The following is a 20,279-nucleotide window of genomic DNA, read 5'->3' as shown; positions in this document are numbered from 1 at the left end:
TCGCGCGGGTACCCGGTTCCCCGCGGGTCAGCGCAGCTGGCGGCGGACCAGGTCGTGGAAGAGACCCGTCGGGTCGGCGAGGAGCTCGGCGGGCGGGCCCTGTTGGACGATGCGGCCGTCCGACATGACGAGAACCCGGTCGGCATCCATGATCGTGGAGAGGCGGTGGGCGATCACGATACGGGTGGTGCGCAGTGCGCGCGTGGACTCGATGACGACGCGCTGGGCCTCGTTGTCCAGCGCGCTGGTGGCCTCGTCGAAGAACAGGATGCGCGGCTTGCGGATGAGTGCCTGGGCGATCATCAGGCGTTGGCGCTGGCCGCCCGATACGGTGCCGCCGCCGTCGGACAGCATGGTGTGCATGCCCATCGGCATGGCCTTGATGTCCTCCGCCAGGCCCGCCATCGCGGCGGCTTCCCATGCCTCCTCCAGCGAGAACGTGCCCGCGCCGCAGATGCAGTCGAGGATCGAGCCGGTGAAGGGCTGGGCGTTCTGGAGGACGACGCCGCACTGGCGCCGCACGGCCGCCTGGTCGAGTGCCGCGAGGTCTTGGCCGTCGTACAGCACGCTGCCGGAGACGGGCTTGTCGAAGCCGATGAGCAGCCGGAGCAGGGTGGACTTTCCGCAGCCGCTGGGGCCCACGATCGCCACGAACTCGCCCTCGCCGACGGTGAAGTCGATGTCGTCCAGGGTGAGCGGGGCGTCGTCCGCGTAGCGGTAGGACAGGGCCTTGGCCTCGATGGCACCGGTCAGGCGGCCCGGTCGGGTGCTGGAGCGGCCCGCCTCCGGGCTCTCCCGCAGGAGCGGCTTGATCTGTTCGAACATCGGCAGTACGGACGCGGCCGAGATGAGGGCGCCCGTGAGCTGCGTGACCGAGGACAGCAGCATCGTCAGGGCGGTGCTGAAGGTGAGGAACTCGGGGGCGGACATGGCGCCGCGGGCCGGCCCGGCCAGCAGCATGAACATCACGAGCGTGCACAGCGGCAGGTAGACCGCGCCCAGCACCGTGATGGTGTTCTGGATCCGGCCGATGCTCTGCTGCAGGTCGCGGGTACGGGCGAACTCCCGCGCCCAGGCCGCGTACGCGAAGCTCTCGGCGGCGGCGACGCGCAGTTTGGGCAGGCCGCGCAGGGTCTGGAAGGCCTGGTTGTTGAGCTGGTTGCCGAGCTTGATCAGCCGGCGCTGGTAGCGCAGCTGCCACAGCCCCAGGCCCAGGAAGACCGCCGCGACGACGACCAGCATGGCGAGCGCCGCCATCGCCAGCGGCACGCTGTAGACGAGCAGCAGGACGAGGTTCATCGTGCCGACCGTGCCCGCCTGTACGCAGACCGAGCCGATGCCCGACAGCACGCGGCGGATGGCGCTGATACCCATCGCCGCGCCGGCCAGTTCGCCGGTGGAGCGGCCGGTGAAGAACGTGGTCGGCAGCCGCAGCAGCCGGTCCCAGACCGCCGGTTGCAAGGTGGCCTCGATACGGCCCTCCATGCGCAGGAGGGAGGTGTTCTGCAGCAGCATGAAGACGGCCGAGACGACGCCGGTCGCGATCAGTGCCAGCCCGGTCTGCACGATGAGGCCGGTCTCGCCCTGCGGGACGTACCGGCCGAGGACCTGGCCGGTGGCGATCGGCACCAGCGCCCCCAGGACCACCGCGACCAGCCCGCCCAGGACGATGCTCCGCAGCTCCGGGAGGGTGCCGCGCACGCTGAAGCGGAGCAGCGCCGGCAGGCCCACCCGGCCGTCGGGCAGCGGGCGGTAGAGCATCACGGCGTCCGGTGCGAAGGCGGCCTGGTTGGCCTTGCCCACGCGCTCGCGCGTGCCGGTGGCGGGGTCGACCGCCGTGTAGCGGCCGCGCCGCCACAGCAGGGCGACGGGCGCGCCGTCCTCTTCGCGCCGGCCCACGAGCGGGCCGCTGTTCTCCCGCCACCAGCGTCCGGAGAGCCGGACCGTACGCGTGCGGATGCGCGAGGCGAGCGCGATGCGTTCGACGGGGTCGGTCCGGTCGCCCTGCTCGGGGGTGCCGCCGGCCGCCCCGTCCGGTTCGGTCAGCGCGATGCGGGCCTCGGCGGCGACCAGCCGGCACGCGGCGAAGGTCGCGTCGGCGTCGGCGCCGCGGTGGGAGTCCCGGCGGGAGCGGTCGATGGACGCCAGAAGCGTCCGGTCCGCCTGGGTACGGGCGGCCCGGCCCGCCTCGATGCCGGCCGCCGTACGGTCCTCGTGGGCGCGCTCCAGCCGCTCGATCCAGCGGTCCAGGGCGTACAGCAGGCGGTACTGCTGGTCGACCATGCCCTGCCACATCGCCGCGTCGACGAGGAGGGTGCCGACCGCCTCCGCCTCGTACACGGCGCCGTACTGGACGCTGCCGGGGGCGATCTGCATCCACAGGATGTCGTCGTCGGCCCCGCCGTGCCCGGTGGTGGCGCTGCCGTCCAGCGGTGCCTGGTAGAGGACGCGCAGGCCGCGGCCGATGCCGCGCGCGAAGGCGTCCTCGAGCGGGCTCGGCCGGTCTGCGGCGTGGGCTCCGTACTGCCCCTGGTCGGCGTACCACTGTCCCTCGTACCACTGTCCGCCGTACTCCGGGCGGTAGAGCTCACGCAGTTCGATCCGGCGCAACCAACACCCTTGCAGGGGCCGCCCGACCAGGGTGTGGTGCGGGCCCTCGGGCGGGCCCAGCAGCAGCGTGCCCGGCTCCAGCCGGCCCAGGAAGTGCCAGTGCCCGGCCTGCTCGGCGTCGACGGCGAAGAGGTCCAGCTCGCCCTGGACGACGAGCCACAGCACGAGCGGGCCCTCCAGGGGCACGCTGCGCAGGCCCGTGCAGTCGACGGGCGTGCCGAGGCCGCCCAGGGCCGCGACGACCGGGTCGGGAACCGCGCCGGCCACTGCCGTGACCGTGCCGTCGTGCGCGTACGTCACCTCAGTGCTCCTTGACCAGTTCGGCGTACGGGCCACCCGCGGCGACCAGGTACTCGTGCCGGCCGCGCTCCACGACCGTCCCCCGGTCGAGTACGACGATCTCGTCGCTGTCGCGCACCGTGCTCAGCCGGTGGGCGATGACCACGCAGGCGCAGCCGCGGCGGCGCAGGTTGTCGATGATGAGCTGCTCGGTCACCGCGTCCAGGGCGCTGGTCACCTCGTCGAGGACCATGACACTGGGGCGGCGCACCAGCGCCCGGGCGATCTCCAGGCGCTGGCGCTGCCCGCCGGAGAAGTTGCGGCCGTCCTGCTCGACGCGGCTGTGGATGCCGCCGGGGCGGCGGGCGACCACGTCGTGGACGGCGGCGTCCTTGAGGGCGGCGGTGACGGCCTCGTCCGTGATGGACGGGTCCCACAGGGTGACGTTGTCGCGGACGGTGCCCTCGAAGAGGAAGACGTCCTGGTCGACGAAGGAGACGGAGGCGGCCAGCGCGCCGCGCGGGATGTCCTCCAGCCGCATGCCGTCGATGCGGATGGCCCCTTCCCAGGGGGCGTAGAGGCCGGAGATCAGCCGGGAGACGGTGGACTTGCCGCTTCCGGAGCCGCCGACCAGCGCGACCTGCTGCCCGGGTCCGACCGTGAGGGAGAAGTCCTTGAGCAGCGGGGCGTCCAGCGGGCTGTAGCCGAAGGTGATGTTCTCCAGCTCCACGTGTCCCTTGAGGCGCCGGGTGCCGGCGGCGGGCTCGCGCCGCGCGTGGACCGGGTCGACGGGGAAGTTCTCGACGTCCTTGAGGCGGGCGACGTCGGCCGCGAAGTCCTGGATCCGGCCGGCGACGCCGCCGAGCCGGGAGATCGGCGCGGTGAAGCTGGTCACCAGGGCCTGGAAGGCGACGAGCAGGCCGACGGTGAGGTGCCCTTCGACCGCCCGCAGGCCGCCGATCATCAGGATCAGCGCGCTGTTGAGCGCCGCCAGCGTGGGCGCGACGATCGCCAGCCAGGCGCTGGGGACACCGAGCCGCTGCTGGACGTCGAGGGTGACGGCGTGCTGTCCGGCCCAGCGGCGGAAGAAGCCGTTCTCGCCGCCGGTGGCCTTCATCGTCTCGATGAGCTGGAGGCCGCTGTACGAGGTGTTCGTCAGGCGGGCGCTCTCGGCGCGCAGCTTCTGGGTGCCGGTGGCCCGCAGGCGGATCACGATGCGCAGGGCGACCACGTTGAGCAGCGCGATGAGTACGCCGACTAGGGTGAGCTGCGGATCGTACGTCCACAGCAGTACCGCGTAGAGCACGACCACCACGGCGTCCACGGCGGCGGCGGCCAGGTCCCGGGCGAGGGTCTCGGCGACGGCGTCGTTGGACTGGAGCCGTTGGACCAGGTCGGCCGGGTTGCGTTGGGAGTAGAAGGCGACCGGGAGTCTGAGCAGGTGCCGGAAGAAACGGGCGCTGCCCAGGGTGGAGGAGATGATGCGCCCGCGCAGCAGGTTGGCCTGCTGGAGGGCGGTGAGCGTCGCGGTGAGGACGAGGGCGACGGCCATCGCCGCGAACAGCAGACCCAGCAGGGACGTCTGCTCCCCGATGAGGAACATGTCGATGTACGTGCGGCTCAGGGCCGGTACGGTCGCGCCGACCGCCACGAGGAGGAGGCTGGAGAGCACGGCGGCGGCCATGGTGCCCGAAGTGCCGCGCAGGCGGGCCGGCATGGCGCCCAGGACGCCGGGCTTGCGGCCACCGCGGCGGAAGCCCTCGGCGGGCTCGAAGGTGAGCACGACCCCGGTGAAGCTGGTGTCGAACTCGTCCATGGGGACGAAACGGCGGCCCTTGCCGGGGTCGTTGACGTACACGCCCCTGCGGCCGAAGCGGCGGCCCGTGCCGTCGTAGACGACGTAGTGGTTGAACTCCCAGAACAGGATGGCCGGCGCGCGCACCTCGGCGAGGGCGGCCAGGTCCATCTGCATGCCCTTCGCCGCCAGTCCGTAACTGCGCGCGGCCTTGAGGAGGTTGCTGGCGCGGGAGCCGTCGCGGGAGACGCCGCAGGCGATGCGGAGCTCTTCGAGGGGGACCCAGCGGCCGTAGTGGCCGAGCACCATGGCCAGGGCGGCGGCCCCGCACTCGACCGCCTCCATCTGGAGCACGGTGGGGGTGCGTACCGGCCGGGGAGTCCTGCCCCTGGGTGCGGGCGCGGGCCTGCGGCGGGTGCCGCCCTTGGGCTCCGGACGGCGCCGGCGTCCGGCGGGCGGGAGCCGGTGGGGCTGCGGGGCGGTCACGGCAGCAGCCAGTCGACGGGCCGGCGGGCGGCGAGGTGCACGGCGCCGGTGACGGGGGTCGTCGAGTCGACGGCGTACGGGGGCCCCTCCGCGGAGGACCACCGGTAGCCGGACTCGGTGGTGGCGGAACGCTCCAACTGGACCAGCACGGCGACCGGGTTGCCGTGGCGGGCGAACTGCTCGGCGAGCCCGCTGTCGGCGAGGAAGCCGCTGATCTGCGCCTGGGTCTGGGGCGCGCGGCCGACCGCCTTGACGCGGCCGCGGAGCATGCCGAACTGCTGTTGCGGGGCGGACTGGACGCTCAGGTCGACGGCGGCGCCCACGGGGATCGCGGAGGCGCTGCCGCCCGGTACGTACAACATGGCCACCAGGGGGTCCTTCGGATCCTGCACGCGCTCCACGGTCGCGACGTCCGCCCCGGTCGTGACGACCGCGCCCACCTTGGAGACCAGCGTGGTCAGCCGGCCGCCGGTGACCACGCGCACGGGACGGTCCCCCTGTTCCGTGCGGACGGTGAGCAGGGGCGCACCGGGGGCCAGGAGTTGGCCCTCCTCGGCGAGGACCGCGGTGACCTGTCCGGCGACGGGGCTCTGGAGCACGTAGCTGCCCTCGGCGTGGGTGAGGATGCCGGGCGCGGTCAGCTTGGAGGACACGGTGCCGGTGAAGGCCCAGAAGGCCGCGGCGGCCATGACGAGGAGCGTGACGGCAAGGACGAGCCGGCCCTGCGGGCGCGCGAACCGCACGGGCAGATCGAGTTCTTCGGGTGATTGCAGCTTGGAAAGAGCCTTTTGGCGAAACTGCACGGACTATTCCTTCAACTGCATTCGTACCGGTGGGACACAGGGGCAGCCCTGAACCCCGGAGCCGTGGGGGGCACTCCGGGGTTCAAGGGATATCCCGATCAGAGACCGGCGCGACCGGTGTTCACCGAAACGCCGGTGATGCCCTGGACCAGGCCGGGGACGTGGGACACGATGCCCGTCGCGGTCTGGACGGTGTTGAGGGAGCCCACGAGGCCGACGACGTCGTTGACGTCGCTGGTCAGGGCGCCGGCGAGGCCGCCGTGCACGCTGACGAGGCCGCCGGAGACGGCGTCCAGCTCGGTGTCGGCGATCTCACGGGTCTCGATGTCGTTACGCATGATGCGCACCTTTCATTGGGGGGAGGAATTCATTTCCCGCGGAAGTCGGGCGGCGCGGAACTCGTCCGCCATTCACACCTGCCGCAGTGCGCATGATGAAAGCACGCGAACGGGCTGCCCGGCCAATCCCGTTGACGCCCCATCACCGCCGGATGACCACCTCTCCCGACCCGCGTGCAGCTTCATTCACCGAAAAGTGACGGCTTCTCCACAGAATCGAGTAACACATACGCGCCCCCCGTTGCTTACAAGGAACCTAACGGGGCAAACCACCACCAATCAGCGGCGATGACCCCTGCCTTTCGGGGAGTTGTGGAGGCGGCCCGTCCCGGACACGCACACGATGTGCAGGTTTTCGGAAGGAGCGTGCGGTGACGGGCCCCTCACACCCGGTACGGATCCGGAGGCGACGCCGGCGCGCGGTCAGCCGAGGCGGGCCGGAGAGGAGGCGGACGGGGTCAGGAGGCGGGGGGTGCCGTTGCCGTCGGCGGGGACGGTCCACAGGTCGGTGCTGTCGACCACGCCCTCGGTGGGGAGGGCGTAGGCGAGGGTGCGGTCGTCGAGCCAGGCGGCCTGGTCGTCGACGCTGCGCTTCTCCGCCAGGGGGTGTTCGCGGAGCGTCGCGAGGTCCATCACGTGCTCGCGCCACAGCGACGCGCCGCGCTGTACGCGCTTCTTGTACGCGATACGGGTCTCGTCCGGGGAGAGGGAGGGGCACTCGACGTTCTGGGCGAGGGTGGTGACGGTACGGCGGGAGATCGAGCCCTTGACCAGATGGGTCTGGCCGGCCGTGGCGAGGGTGGCGTAGAAGGTGTCGTCGTCCTTGGAGAAGGTGACGCCCCAGAAGTTCACGTCCGCCGCGCGGTACTCCTTGCCGTCCATGAGGATCGCGAACTCCTCCAGGCTGGGTACGAGCTCCCAGGTACGGGTGTCCACGATCGCGGTACGGGTGGAGAAGAACGCGGAGCCGTAGGACTCGCCGGAGACGAAGACCGTCCAGGCGGCGAACCGGCCGCTCGGGGAGACCCGGGCCCGGCTGGGCGTGCCGGCGAGCGGGAAGCCGCGCCGCGTGCGCAGCTCGGCGTCGACGATGAGGGCGCGGTTGTCCTGGGCGAGCGCGCCGGGGGTGGAGCGCAGGCACACGCCGGTGCCCGCGGCGGCGTGGAAGCGCTGGCAGGTGAGCTCGGAGGCGGCGCGCCCGCCCTCGGGCGCCTGGGCCGGGACGGAGACGAGGGCGCCGCGGTGCGGGCCCCCGCCGACGTTGAGGAAGGCCAGGGTGTCCTGCTGGGTGAGCGTGACCCGGCCCGCGCCGACCTCCGGGCCGCCCGCCTTCGGCTGGTCGGCGCGGGAGGCGCCGCGCAGCACCAGCGTGATGGCGAGGCCGGCGAGCAGGAGCACTGCCGCGGCGAGGACGAGCAGGCGGCGGGACAGCGTCATCGGGTTCCTCACGGGGAGAGGTCGGCGGCGGGGGCGGTCGGGCGCAGGACGAAGCCGGCCACCACGGCGGAGCACAGCAGGCCGGCCGCCGCGGCGGAGAGGGCCGGGCCGGGGCCCCACAGCGTCCACGCCCCGCCGAAGGCCAGCGAGCAGCCGAAGCGGGCCAGCGCCTGGCCGGTGCCGACCAGGGCCAGGCCGGTGGCGCGCAGCTGCCGGGGCACGGTGGCGGCGACAGCGGCCGGCAGCACCCCGTCGGTGGCGGCGTAGAACAGGCCGTGCAGGACGAGGACCAGGTAGGGCAGGACCGGCCAGCCGGGGGCCCACAACAGCAGCCCGTACCCGGCCAGCAGGAGGGCGTGCCCGGTCAGGAACACGGTGCGCCGGCCGATCCTGTCGGCGAGGGCCCCGGCGGGCACGGCCAGCAGCAGGAACACGGCGGCCGTGCCGAGGGGCAGGAGCGGGAACCACTGCTCGCCGATGCCGGTGCGGCGTTGCAGGAGCAGGTAGACGAAGGCGTCGCTGACGGTGGTGAGGCCGAGCAGGGCGGCGCAGGCCGCGAGCGCGCGCAGCCGGGGCAGGCGCAGCAGCGCCAGCGCCTCCCGCGGGCCCGCGGTGGGGTGCGCCCGGCTGTGCCGGGAGCCGGGGTTCCGCCCCGGACCCCGCGCCTCAGACGCCGGCGGGGCCGGATTTTGCCCGGCCGTGGCTGAAAGTGCCGGTGTACCCGGTACGAAGAGCACCAGCACCACCACCCCCAGCGCGGCGACGCACGCGCTCACGCCGAAGACGGTGTCGTAGCCGTCGGCCACCGCGCCCAGGATGAGGAAGGCGGCGAGCGGGCCGAGCAGCGCCCCGGTGGTGTCCATGGCGCGGTGTACGCCGAAGGCGCGCCCCTGTGCCCCGGCGGGCGCGGACAGGGAGATCAGGGCGTCTCGCGGGGCGGTGCGCAGCCCCTTGCCGGTGCGTTCCAGCGCGAGGACCACGCCGACCGGGCCGAGGCTGTGGGCGAGCAGGAGCAGCGGCTTGCACAGGGCGGAGAGGCCGTAGCCGAGTCCGGCGATCAGCTTGTGGTTGCGGACCCGGTCGGCGAGGTGTCCGCCGGTCAGCTGCACCAGGGCGCTGACCCCGTTGTAGACGCCGTCGAGCGCGCCGAAGCCGAGGGGGCTCAGGCCGAGCCCCGCGACCAGGTACAGGGGCAGGACGGCGGTGACCATCTCGGAGGAGATGTCGGTGATCATGCTGACCGTGCCGAGTGCGAGGACGGCCGAGGTGACGGCGGGTGCCCGTAAGGCTCCGCGGTCCGGCCCGGTCTGCGCCCCGGAGGGGGCGGAGCGGTCCGCGAGGTACATGGTCTGGAGCTCCCGGTGGCGACGGTCTCACATCACTCGAACGTACGAGTGGAAACATAGTGGTTGTACGGGGCAACGGAGGGGCGTTCGGCGCGAACGGCCCGCCCCACCGGCTCAGTTCCGCCGGCTGCTCTCGTCCCGCAGCCAGGTGGAGAAGTCCCCGTTCCGGATGGCCTTGCGCGATCCCCGCCGTGCGGCGAGGGCCGCCGCCACGAAGACCACGACCCCGGGGAGCAGCCGCGGCCGGGCCCGCAGCAGGGCGCGCAGATCGGCCGTGCCGGTGCGGGCGGAGGGCGGCGCGCCCGGCGTCCCGTCCCCCCGGGACGCCTGGAAGCGTTCGAACTCGGCCGAGGAGGTCGCCGCGCGGATCCGCCGCCTGACCAGGTCCGACCAGGTGCGCGGCGGATGCACCACCACCCGGGCGGTCCCGACCACGCGCCGCTCCCCCGGCCCGAAGGCCTGGGAGGCGGCCAGGTCGTCCGCCATCAGCGGGGGCAGCGCGGCGATCCGCGCGTGCCCCGCCTCCGACACCCCGATGACCCCCCGGCCGAACAGCCCCTCGCGGACGGCGGGCAGCAGCTGCCACACCCCGTAGTACGCCCGTACCGGCCATGCGCACCCGGTCAGCGGGATCTCCCGGTCCGGCGCGACGGCCAGCAGCTCCGGGCTCCCGGCGAACGCGCCCGCCAGGGCCCGTACATCGGCGGCCCCGACCACCACGTCGGCGTCCACGTACAGCCGGGGGAAGCCCCGCGCGTGCTCGTCGCCGACCCGAAGTGCCGTGTGTTTGGAGGGAGTCGGGATCTCGACCACCCGTACGCGGGGGCCGCGCGCGCCCGCGACCCGGGCGGTGTCGTCCGTACAGCCGTTGCACACGACGACGATGTCGGCGTCCTCGGCCTCGGTGCCGGCCAGGAGCGCGTCGAGGAGGCGGCCGATGACCCGGCCCTCGTTGTGGGCCGGTATCACGATGCTGGTCACCCGGGCAGTATGCACGCTCGAACACGTGCACCGGGCGATTCCCCCAACTCTGCCCAGCAGTACGCCTGGTGGACTAGATTGAACGTCGCCGACCGGATTCGGCGCGCTTCGGCGATGTGGGGATCAATCCGGAACGCCGGGGGGCGAAAGCAGGCGGCTTACGTAGGGCATCGGTTGTGGGGGGCCATCACCGTTGAGCGGGTCACGCACGGGTCGCGCACGCGTCCGGCCCGCCGCCGACGGCACCTCCATCCTTCGCACGCGTCCCGGCCATGAGTTGTCGACACGCCAGCCGGCGTGCGTCGCGGAAGGAAGGGGAACGCTGTGAAGGACACGGTGCAGGACGCGGGCGGCCGGGAGCCCGGGGACCCGTTAGGTGTCGCCGTGGTCGGCGCGGGCTACTGGGGTCCCAACCTCGTCCGCAACTTCCAGTCCAGTCCGCGGTTCCGGCTCCGCTGGCTCTGCGATCTGAACGTGGACCGGGCCGAGCAGGTGCTCGGCCGATACTCCACCGTGCAGGCGACCGCGGACTACGCGGCGGTCCTCGCCGACCCGGCCGTCGAGGCCGTCGCCGTGGCCACCCCGGCCGGGACGCATCTGGACGTGGCCCTGGCCGCCCTGCGCGCCGGGAAGCACGTCCTCGTGGAGAAGCCCCTCGCCGCCACGTACGAGGACGGCCAGCGGCTGGTGGCCGAGGCCGAGGAACGCGGCCTCACGCTGATGTGCGACCACACCTACTGCTACACCCCGGCGGTGGCCCGCATCCGGGAGATGGTCCGCTCCGGCGAGCTCGGCGAGATCCAGTTCGTCGACTCGGTACGGATCAACCTGGGCCTGGTCCAGAAGGACATCGACGTCCTGTGGGACCTCGCCCCGCACGACCTCTCCATCCTCGACTTCATCCTCCCCGACCACGTCCAGCCGGTCGCCGTCGCCGCGCACGGAGCCGACCCGATCGGGGCCGGGCAGTCCTGCGTGGCCTATCTGACGCTCCAGCTCAACACCGGCGCCATCGCGCACGTGCACGTCAACTGGCTCTCCCCGACGAAGGTGCGCACCACCATGGTCGGCGGCTCCAAGCGCACCCTGGTCTGGGACGACCTCAACCCCGCCCAGCGGGTGGCGGTCTTCGACCGCGGGGTGGACCTGGCCGCCTCGCAGGAGATCGGCGCGGACGAGCGCCGCGACATGCTCGTCTCCTACCGGACCGGCGACATGGTCGCGCCCGCGATCGGCGAGAAGGAAGCACTGCGCAGCATGGTCGAGGAGTTCGCCGACGCGATCGAGACGCGGCGGCCGGCACTGACCGACGGCCGGGCCGGGCTGCGGGTGCTGGACATCCTCGAAGCGGCCTCCAGGAGCCTGGAGTTCCGCGGTGCCGTGGTCGGACTGCGCACCGGTCGCTGATCGTACGCACGCACAGAAGACGCGCACACGGAAAAGCATGACCGAGTCAGTGGGGGCGGGGCGTTGAGCAGCGTAGAAGGCAAGAGGATCCTGGTCACGGGCGGGGCGGGCACCATCGGCTCGCACGTCGTGGACCTGCTGGTGGACAACGGGGCACGCGAGGTCGTGGTGCTCGACAACTTCGTCCGGGGGCGCACCGCGAACCTGGCCCGCGCGCTGCCGAGCGGCGTGGTGGAGGTCGTCGACGGCGACATCCGCGACGTGCCCACCGTGCGCAAGGCGACGGAGGGCGCCGACCTGGTGTTCCACCTCGCCGCCATCCGGATCACCCAGTGCGCGGAGGAGCCGCGGCTGGCGAACGAGGTGCTGGTGGACGGCACGTTCAACGTGCTGGAGGCGGCGGCCGCCGCCGGGGTGGGCAAGGTGATCGCCTCCTCCTCGGCCTCGGTCTACGGGCTCGCCGAGACCTTCCCGACCACCGAGCGCCACCACCCGTACAACAACGACACCTTCTACGGGGCGGCGAAGGCCTTCAACGAGGGTGTGCTGCGCAGTTTCCACTCCATGTACGGACTGGACTACGTGGCGCTGCGCTACTTCAACGTGTACGGGCCCCGGATGGACATCCACGGGCTGTACACCGAGGTGCTCATCCGCTGGATGGAGCGGATCGCCGCGGGCGAGCCACCGCTGATCCTCGGCGACGGCACCCAGACCATGGACTTCGTCGACGTCAGGGACATCGCGAGGGCCAATCTGCTGGCCGCCGAGTCGGATCTGACCGACGAGGTGTTCAACGTCGCGAGCGGGACCGAGACCAGCCTGCTCGACCTCGCGCTCGGGCTGCTGGAGGCGATGGGCGCGGACGGGCTGGTGCCGGTGCACGGCCCGGCCCGCGCCGTGAACGGGGTGACGCGGCGGCTCGCCGACACCTCCGGGGCCGCGCGGCGCCTCGGCTTCACCGCGGAGATCGATCTGCGGAGCGGGCTGCGGGACCTGGTGGAGTGGTGGCGGGCCGAGCGCGCCCTTGCCTCCGGCCGGGCTGCGAACGGGGAGGCGGGCCGATGAGCGCGCCGGAACCCACGCCGGGGCCGGTCGCCTGGCCGGAACCCGCGCCGGTGGGCGGGCCAGCGCCGGTCGCCCCACCGGGGCCGCTCACCGCGCCGGGACCCACACCCTCGTCGGTGCCCGCGCCCGACCGCATCCCCGTCATGGTGCCGTGGCTGGGCGAGGAGGAGGCGAAGGCCGCGGCCGACGCGGTGCTCTCCGGCTGGGTGGCCCAGGGCCCCCGGGTCGCCGAGTTCGAGCGGGCCTTCGCCGACCGGGTGGGGGCCGAGCACGGCATCGCGGTGAGCTCGTGCACCACCGCCCTGCATCTGGCGCTCATCGCGCTGGAGCTCGGTCCGGGCGACGAAGTGGTCGTCCCCTCCCTGTCGTTCATCGCCACGGCCAACGCGGTGCGCTACGTCGGGGCCCGCCCGGTCTTCGCGGACGTCGAGGAGGCCACCGGGAACCTGACCCCGGCCACCGTGGACGCGGTCCGCACCCCCCGTACGAAGGCGGTCCTCGCCGTCCACCAGGGCGGGGTGCCCGCCGACGTGCACGCCCTGCGCGCGGCGTGCGCCGAGTGGGACCTCCCGCTGGTGGAGGACGCCGCCTGCGGCATCGGCGCGACGGTGGGCGGCAAGTCCGTCGGCCACGGCGCGCTGCTCGCCGCCTGGTCCTTCCACCCCCGCAAGGTGATCACCACCGGCGAGGGCGGCATGATCACCACGGACGACGCGCGGTGGGCGGAGCGGCTGCGCCGGCTGCGCGAGCACGGCATGAACGTGTCCGCCGCGCAGCGGCACGCGAGCAGCAAGCCGATCGTCGAGAGCTACCTGGAGGTCGGCTACAACTACCGGATGACCGACATCCAGGCCGCGGTCGGCCTGGTGCAGCTCCGCAAGCTGGACGCCATCGTGGCGCGGCGGCGGGCGCTCGCCGCCCGGTACGCGGAGCTGCTGGGCGCGGTCCCGGGCCTGCGCCCCGTGCGGGACCCCGATTACGGCCAGGGCAACTTCCAGTCGTACTGGGTGCTGCCGGCCGAGGACTTCCCGGTCGGGCGGGACGAGCTGCTCGCCCGGCTCTCCGCGGCCGGCATCTCGGCCCGGCGCGGGATCATGGCCTCGCACCTGGAACCGGCCTACGCGGATCACGGCGCGGCTCCGCTGCCGGTGACCGAGCGGATCAGCCGCGACTCCCTGATCCTGCCGCTGTTCCACACCATGACGGAGGCCGAGCAGGACCGGGTGGTGGCGGCACTGCGCGAAGCGGCCGGCGGATGAGCGGCATGCCGGGCACCGAGGAGCTGCTGATCGTCGGCGCCGGCGGGTTCGCCCGGGAGACGGCGCAGGCCGTACGGGACGTGTCCGCCGCCGACATGGCGCGCGGCCGTGCCCCGCGCTGGCGGGTCGCCGGGCACCTCGACGACGACCCGGCCCTGCACGGCCGGGAGGTCGACGGGGTGCCGGTGCTGGGCGGCTGCGAGCGGGTGCACGAGCTGTCGGACGCCCGCGTGGTGGTCTGCGTCGGCAGTCCCCGCGACTACGCGGTCCGGGCCCGGCTGGTGCGGCGCCTGGGGCTGCCCGTGCACCGCTACGCGACGGTGGTCCACCCCACGGCGGTGGTGTCGGAGTCCTCGACGCTCGGAGTGGGCTCGGTGCTGCTCGCACACTGCGTGCTGACCGCCGCCGTCCGGGTGGGGGCCCATGTGGCGGTGATGCCGCAGGTGGTCCTCACCCACGACGACACGGTCGGGGACTTCGCCACGCTCGCCTCGGGGGTCCGCCTCGGCGGCGGGGTGCGGCTGGGGCGGGGGGCGTACGTGGGCGCGGGGTCGCTGGTCCGCGAGTACACGCAGGTCGGCGCCTGGTCCCTGACCGGTATGGGAAGCACGGTCCTGGCCGATGTGCCGCCCGGCGAGGTCTGGGCGGGCAGCCCGGCCCGACGGCTGCGCGGGGCGGGCGGTCCGGCGCTCGACGAGCTGGCGCGCGAATCGCGCGAGGCGCGCGACGCGACGGCTTCTGGGGACTCCGACCAGACGAACCGACCCGGCCGGCCGGAGGCACGGACGCCGGAAGCAGGTGTAGCGGAGGCCCGCCCGCCCGAGCCCGGGACCACCGAAGCACGCACGCCGGGGCCCGGGACCACCGAAGCACGCACGCCGGGGCCCGGGGCCTCCGCATCACGCACGCCGGGGCCCGGGGCCTCCGCATCACGCACACCTGACACACGGCCGGAATCACGGATGGGGAGCCCAGTCATATGAACCAGATACCGCTCGTCGACCTGAAGGCGGCCCACGCCGAGGTCGCCGAGGACGTGCGCGCCGGTTTCGGCCGCGTGCTGGCCGGCACCGCCTTCATCGGCGGTGAGGAGGTCGCCGCCTTCGAGCGCGAGTACGCCGACTTCGCCGGGGTCGGGCACTGCGTGGGCGTCGCCAACGGCACCGACGCCCTCGAACTGGCCCTGCGCGCGAGCGGGGTGGGCGTCGGCGACGAAGTGGTGCTGCCCGCCAACACCTTCATCGCCACCGCGGGCGCCGTCGCCCGGATCGGTGCCCGTCCGGTGCTGGTCGACTGCCTCCCCGACACCCTCCTGATGGACCCGCGGGCCGCGCTGGACGCGGTCGGGAAGGCCACCCGCGCGGTGGTCCCGGTCCACCTGTACGGGCAGTGCGCCGACACCTCCGCGCTGGCCGCGCGGCTCCCGGCGCACGTACGGATCGTCGAGGACGCCGCGCAGAGCCAGGGCGCGACCCGCGACGGCCGCTCCCCCGGCAGCGGTGGCATCGCCGCGACCAGCTTCTACCCGGGCAAGAACCTGGGCGCGTACGGCGACGCGGGCGCGGTCGTGACCGACGACGAGGAGACGGCAGGCCTCGTACGGGCGCTGGCCAACCACGGCGGGGTCGCCAAGTACGTGCACGACGTCGCCGGGTTCAACAGCCGGCTGGACGGGCTCCAGGCCGTCGTCCTGCGGGCCAAGCTGGCCCGGCTGGCCGAGGGGAACGCGGCCCGGCGGGCCGCCGCCGCCCGGTACGACGCCCTGCTGGCCGATCTCGCGGCCGCCGGACGGGTCACCCTGCCGGTCACGGCCGAGGGCAACGTCCACGTGTGGCACCTGTACGTCGTACGGGTCGACGGGGCCGACCGGGACGCCGTCGTCGGCAAGCTCAACGCGGAGGGCATCGGTGCGGGCGTGCACTATCCGGCCCCGGTCCACCTCACCCCCGCCTATCGTCACCTCGGTCACGGCCGCGGTGACTTCCCCCACGCCGAGCGGGCCGCGGACCGGATGCTCTCCCTTCCGCTCTTCCCGCAGATCACCGCTGCCCAACAGCAGCGGGTCGTCGACGCGCTCGCCGGCGCGCTGCGCTGACGCAGGAAGAGGAACAGATGAACAGACGGAGAAGGCTCCTCCGATACGGTCTCTTCACCGTGGTCGCCGCTCTCATGGCCACGGTCCTGCCGCCGGCCGTGGTGGCCAGTGCGGCCGACCCCTGCGGCCCGGGGAGCAACGCGATCGTGTGCGAGAACTCCAAGCCGGGCACTCCCATGTCCGACTGGTTCGCGGCCGGCGCGTACGGCGACATCAAGGGGTTCCCCGCCCAGACCAGCGTCCAGGCCGGCGAAACGCTGCAGTTCAAGATCCAGTCGCCGACCGCCTACCGCGTCTCGGTCTACCGGCTCGGCCACTACGGGGGCAACGGGGCCCGCCTGATGTCGACCGCGGCGCAGGCGGCCCAGACGTACCCGGCGAACTTCGCGCCGGGCGGCAATCCCAAGAGCTGTACGACCAAGGCCGCCACGGGCCTGGTCGACTGCGGGAACTGGCCGGTGACCGCGTCGTGGAGCGTGCCGTCCGACGCCGTCTCGGGCCTGTACATCGCCAACTTCGACCAGGCGGACGGCAACGGCGTGATGCCCTACCCGTTCGTCGTCCGCAACGATTCCAGCCACTCCGACATCGTGGTGCAGACCAGCGACCAGACCTGGCAGGCGTACAACAACTACGGCGGCCAGGACCTGTACGACGGCGCCGGTCCCGCCCCGGACGGGCGTGCGTATGAGGTCAGTTACAACCGGCCGATGGACATCGGCGGGGAGAACGGGATCTACGGCTCCGAGTACCAGATGGTCTCGTGGCTGGAGCGCAACGGGTACGACGTGAGCTACATGTCCGGGATCGACATGTCGACCCGGGGTGCCACGCAGCTGCAGAACCACAAGGTCTTCATGTCCTCGGGGCATGACGAGTACTGGACCCAGGAGCAGTTCACCAACGCGCTGAACGCGCGCCGCGCCGGGGTCAACCAGACCTACTTCAGCGGCAACGAGGTCTTCTGGAAGACCCGACTCGCCCCGAGCATCGACGGCGCGAACACCGCCAACAGGACGCTGGTCTGCTACAAGGAGACCAAGCTGTCCTTCCCCACGCCGAACGGCGTCCCCGACCCGAGCGGGATCTGGACGGGCACCTTCATGGACCCGAAGAGCGGCACCAACGGGCGGACCTACCAGCCGCAGAACCAGCTGACCGGCTCGCTGTTCAGCGTGAACGGCTACCGGGCCGACGCGATCACCGTGCCGGGCTCCTTCGCCAAGATGCGGCTGTGGCGGGGCACCACCGTCGCGGCCCTGACCCCCTCCCAGACCGCCACGTTCCCGGTCGGCACCCTCGGCTACGAATGGGACAGCGACGTGGAGGACGGCTACCGGCCACCCGGCCAGATCGCCATGTCCTCGACCACGGTGGACATCAACGACGGCAAGTACCGGCTCGACTACGGGAACACCTACGGCAACGGCACCGCGACGCACAGCCTGGTCGCCTTCCGCGACCAGACCTCCCACGCCCTCGTCTTCGGCGCGGGCACGGTGCAGTGGTCCTGGGGTCTGACCAACATGCCGACCGGCAATCCGGACGACGCGGTGGTCACCGAGGACAAGCGGATGCAGCAGGCCACGGTGAACGTGTTCGCCGACATGGGCGTCCAGCCCAAGTCCCTGCAGAGCAACCTGGTCGCCGCGACGGCCTCCACGGACACCGTGGGACCCGGCGTCACCGTGACCACCCCCGCGGCCAACGCCACCGTGCCGGCCCTGAAGCCCGTGACCATCAAGGGCACCGCGGCCGACACCGGCGGCGGGGTGGTGGCCCGCGTGGAGATCTCCACGGACGGCGGTACCACCTGGAAGGCGACCACGGGCCTCGGTTCCTGGAGCTACACGTGGACGCCGACCTCCCAGGGCGCCGCCCAGATCAAGGTGCGCGCGGTGGACGACAGCGTGAACATCGGTGCCACCACCACCGTGGCGGTGACCGTCGGCCCTCAGCAGTGCCCGTGCACCGTCTGGCCGGCCGCGACCGTGCCGGGCACGGTCAACGGCGGTGACGGCGGCGCCGTCGAACTCGGCGTGAAGATCCGCTCGTCGGTGCCCGGCTCCATCACCGGCATCCGGTTCTACAAGTCCCCCGTCAACACCGGAACCCACACCGGCAGCCTGTGGACCAGCAGCGGCCAGCGCCTGGCCACCGGCACCTTCACCAACGAGACGGCGTCCGGCTGGCAGCAGCTGAACTTCTCCTCCCCGGTGCCGATCAAGCCCAACACCACCTACATCGCCTCCTACTTCGCACCCAACGGCGGCTACTCCTACGACAACACCTTCGCCTCGGCCGAAGCCGGGCTGGCCCCGCTCACCGCGCTGAAGAGCGGCACCGACGGCGGCAACGGCGTCTACCGCTACAGCACCACGGGCGGCTTCCCGAACAATGCGTCCAACGGCAGCAACTACTGGGTGGACGCGGTCCTGGACACCGCCACGGCCAGTACGACTCCGCCCACGGTCACCTCGATCACCCCGCAGTCCGCGGCGACCGGGACCGCGATCACGGCGACGGTGACGGCGAACTTCAGCAACGCGGTCGACGCGGACACCCTGGTGTTCACCCTGAAGGACCCGAACGGCAACGCCGTGCCGGGCAGCAAGGTCCTCGGCGCGTCGAACAGCGCGACGTTCACCCCGGCAGGCGAGCTGGCGTTGAACACCACGTACACCGCGTCCGTGCAGGCCTCGGACCTGTGGGGCAATGCCATGACCGCTCCGGTCACGTGGAACTTCACCACGAGCGCGACCCCGCCGACGGTCAACTGCCCCTGCACGCTGTGGAGCGGTACGGCCACTCCGAGCACCGCCAACACGGGTAACGACCCCAACTCGGTGGAGCTGGGCACCCGCTTCCAGTCGGCGGTGAACGGCTACATCACCGGCGTCACCTTCTACAAGGGGCCGAACAACTCCGGCACGCACACGGGCAGTCTGTGGGGAGCCGACGGCACGCTGCTGGCCACCGGCACCTTCGGCAGCGAAACCCTGACCGGATGGCAGCAACTCAAGTTCGCCACCCCGGTGCCCGTCACCGCGGGCACCACCTACGTCGCCTCCTACCACGCGCCGAACGGCAACTACGCGGTGGACGGCGGCTACTTCGGCGCCGCGCACCGCTCCTACCCGCTGGTCGCCCCGGCCGACGCCCCCGGCGCCGCCAACGGCCTCTACAAGTACGGGGCCGCCACCACCTTCCCCGCCAACACCTTCGGTTCGGTGAACTACTGGGTCGGCCCGATCTTCACCACCACCCCGCCCGCCACCGCGCAGTCAACCACCGCCTCGGAGGTGACCGACCAGTGAGCACGGTCAGCGTGGTGATCCCCTGCTACAAGTACGGCCATTTCCTGGCCGACTGCGTCAAGAGCGTCCTGGACGAACAGGAGGGCGTCGACGTCCGGGTACTGATCATCGACGACGCCTCGCCCGACGACTCCGCGGACGTGGCACGGGCCCTGGCGGCCGAGGACCCGCGGATCGAGGTACGGGTCCACGAGCGGAACCAGGGCCACATCGCCACCTACAACGAGGGCCTGCTGGAGTGGGCCGACGGGGACTACGTCGCGCTGCTCTCGGCGGACGACCGGTTGGTCCCCGGGGCCCTGGTGCGCGCCGCCGCCCTGCTCGACGCGCATCCGGAGGCGGGCTTCGCCTACGGCAGGCCGCTGCGCTTCCGGCACGGCGGGCCGCTGCCCGCCGCGCGCACGCGCGGCACCGGTTCGGTGGTCTACCCGGGACGGTGGTGGCTGGAGCGCCGGTTCCGCGAGGGCACCGGGTGCATCACCTCACCCGAGGTGGTGGTGCGTACGAGCCTCCAGCGCGAGGTCGGGGGCTACGACCCGGAGCTCCCGCACGCCGGTGACATCGAGATGTGGATGCGGCTCGCGGCGCACGCCGACGTGGGCTACGTCCAGGGCGCCGACCAGGCCTTCTACCGGGTCCACGGCAACAACATGTCCACCACGGACTTCGGCGGGCAGCTCGACGACCTGCGCCAGCGCCTCGTCGCCTTCGACTCGGTGCTGAAGAAGTGCGCCGACCTGCTCCCGGAGGCCGACCGGCTGTCGCGGGCGGCGCGCACCCGGCTCGCACGGTACGCGCTGCGGCGTGCCTACCGGGCCTACGACCGGGGGCGCACCGGGGTCGTTCCGGTGGACGAGCTCGTGGCGTTCGCCGCCGAGTGCCTGCCCGGGGGCTACACCGCGCTCGGCGAGTACCGGGCGCTGCGCCTGCGCCGGCGGATCGGGGCGGGCGTGATGCCGTACCTCCAGCCGCTGGTGCTGTCGGCCGTCGTCGACCGGGGGCGCGAGTGGCTGTGGTGGCGGTCCTGGAAGCGCCGAGGGATCTGATGGACCGTCCGT

The 20,279-nt window shown here is 72.7% G+C and carries 14 protein-coding genes; 7 read left to right on the top strand and 7 right to left on the bottom strand.

What is annotated here, in order from left to right; all coding sequences use genetic code 11:
• Positions 1–27: 27 nt before the first annotated feature.
• From ACGFYU_RS15730 to ACGFYU_RS15700, 7 genes are all read right to left on the bottom strand, one after another.
• Positions 28–2,910 carry an NHLP bacteriocin export ABC transporter permease/ATPase subunit gene (locus ACGFYU_RS15730; RefSeq protein ID WP_393827835.1) on the bottom strand — a complete coding sequence of 961 codons (2,883 nt, stop codon included), beginning with the start codon at positions 2,908–2,910 and terminating at the stop codon, positions 28–30.
• A 1-nt stretch (position 2,911) separates the two neighbouring features.
• A complete protein-coding gene (locus ACGFYU_RS15725) occupies positions 2,912–5,170 on the bottom strand; it encodes an NHLP family bacteriocin export ABC transporter peptidase/permease/ATPase subunit (protein WP_393827834.1) in 2,259 nt (752 codons plus the stop codon).
• Positions 5,167–5,973 (bottom strand): hypothetical protein, encoded by an 807-nt coding sequence (locus ACGFYU_RS15720; RefSeq protein ID WP_393827833.1) that lies wholly within the window; start codon positions 5,971–5,973, stop codon positions 5,167–5,169. The genes ACGFYU_RS15725 and ACGFYU_RS15720 overlap by 4 nt, the downstream gene beginning before the upstream one ends.
• Positions 5,974–6,071: 98 nt before the next feature.
• Positions 6,072–6,311 (bottom strand): hypothetical protein, encoded by a 240-nt coding sequence (locus ACGFYU_RS15715; protein ID WP_393827832.1) that lies wholly within the window; start codon positions 6,309–6,311, stop codon positions 6,072–6,074.
• A gap of 423 nt (positions 6,312–6,734) precedes the next feature.
• Entirely contained in the window at positions 6,735–7,748 is a 1,014-nt protein-coding gene (locus tag ACGFYU_RS15710; RefSeq protein ID WP_393827831.1) for a TolB family protein, read from the bottom strand.
• 8 nt (positions 7,749–7,756) lie between these two features.
• Entirely contained in the window at positions 7,757–9,094 is a 1,338-nt protein-coding gene (locus tag ACGFYU_RS15705; protein ID WP_393827830.1) for an MFS transporter, read from the bottom strand.
• A gap of 114 nt (positions 9,095–9,208) precedes the next feature.
• The gene (locus ACGFYU_RS15700; RefSeq protein WP_393827829.1) at positions 9,209–10,075 is read right to left on the bottom strand and encodes a glycosyltransferase; all 867 of its coding nucleotides are present in this window, start codon (positions 10,073–10,075) and stop codon (positions 9,209–9,211) included.
• Positions 10,076–10,399: 324 nt separating this feature from the next.
• Here ACGFYU_RS15700 and ACGFYU_RS15695 point away from each other — a divergent pair, with 324 nt between their 5' ends.
• The 7 genes from ACGFYU_RS15695 (at position 10,400) to ACGFYU_RS15665 (ending at position 20,267) form a co-directional block, all read left to right on the top strand.
• A complete protein-coding gene (locus ACGFYU_RS15695; RefSeq protein ID WP_393827828.1) occupies positions 10,400–11,482 on the top strand; it encodes a Gfo/Idh/MocA family protein in 1,083 nt (360 codons plus the stop codon).
• Between the two features lie 63 nt (positions 11,483–11,545).
• Entirely contained in the window at positions 11,546–12,550 is a 1,005-nt protein-coding gene (locus ACGFYU_RS15690; RefSeq protein WP_393827827.1) for an NAD-dependent epimerase/dehydratase family protein, read from the top strand.
• 116 nt (positions 12,551–12,666) lie between these two features.
• Positions 12,667–13,809 (top strand): DegT/DnrJ/EryC1/StrS family aminotransferase, encoded by a 1,143-nt coding sequence (locus tag ACGFYU_RS15685; RefSeq protein WP_393827826.1) that lies wholly within the window; start codon positions 12,667–12,669, stop codon positions 13,807–13,809.
• Between the two features lie 5 nt (positions 13,810–13,814).
• Entirely contained in the window at positions 13,815–14,792 is a 978-nt protein-coding gene (locus ACGFYU_RS15680) for a NeuD/PglB/VioB family sugar acetyltransferase (RefSeq protein ID WP_393827825.1), read from the top strand.
• A complete protein-coding gene (locus tag ACGFYU_RS15675) occupies positions 14,789–15,904 on the top strand; it encodes a DegT/DnrJ/EryC1/StrS family aminotransferase (protein WP_393827824.1) in 1,116 nt (371 codons plus the stop codon). The genes ACGFYU_RS15680 and ACGFYU_RS15675 overlap by 4 nt, the downstream gene beginning before the upstream one ends.
• A 17-nt stretch (positions 15,905–15,921) precedes the next feature.
• The gene (locus ACGFYU_RS15670; RefSeq protein ID WP_393827823.1) at positions 15,922–19,221 is read left to right on the top strand and encodes a DUF4082 domain-containing protein; all 3,300 of its coding nucleotides are present in this window, start codon (positions 15,922–15,924) and stop codon (positions 19,219–19,221) included.
• Positions 19,218–20,267 carry a glycosyltransferase gene (locus tag ACGFYU_RS15665; RefSeq protein ID WP_393827822.1) on the top strand — a complete coding sequence of 350 codons (1,050 nt, stop codon included), beginning with the start codon at positions 19,218–19,220 and terminating at the stop codon, positions 20,265–20,267. The genes ACGFYU_RS15670 and ACGFYU_RS15665 overlap by 4 nt, the downstream gene beginning before the upstream one ends.
• Positions 20,268–20,279: the final 12 nt, after the last annotated feature.

This window comes from Streptomyces sp. NPDC048337, assembly GCF_043201175.1.
Classification (GTDB): Bacteria; Actinomycetota; Actinomycetes; order Streptomycetales; family Streptomycetaceae; genus Streptomyces.
The sequence above is the reverse complement of the archived record's forward strand: the minus strand, read 5'-3'. Positions and strand labels throughout refer to the sequence as shown.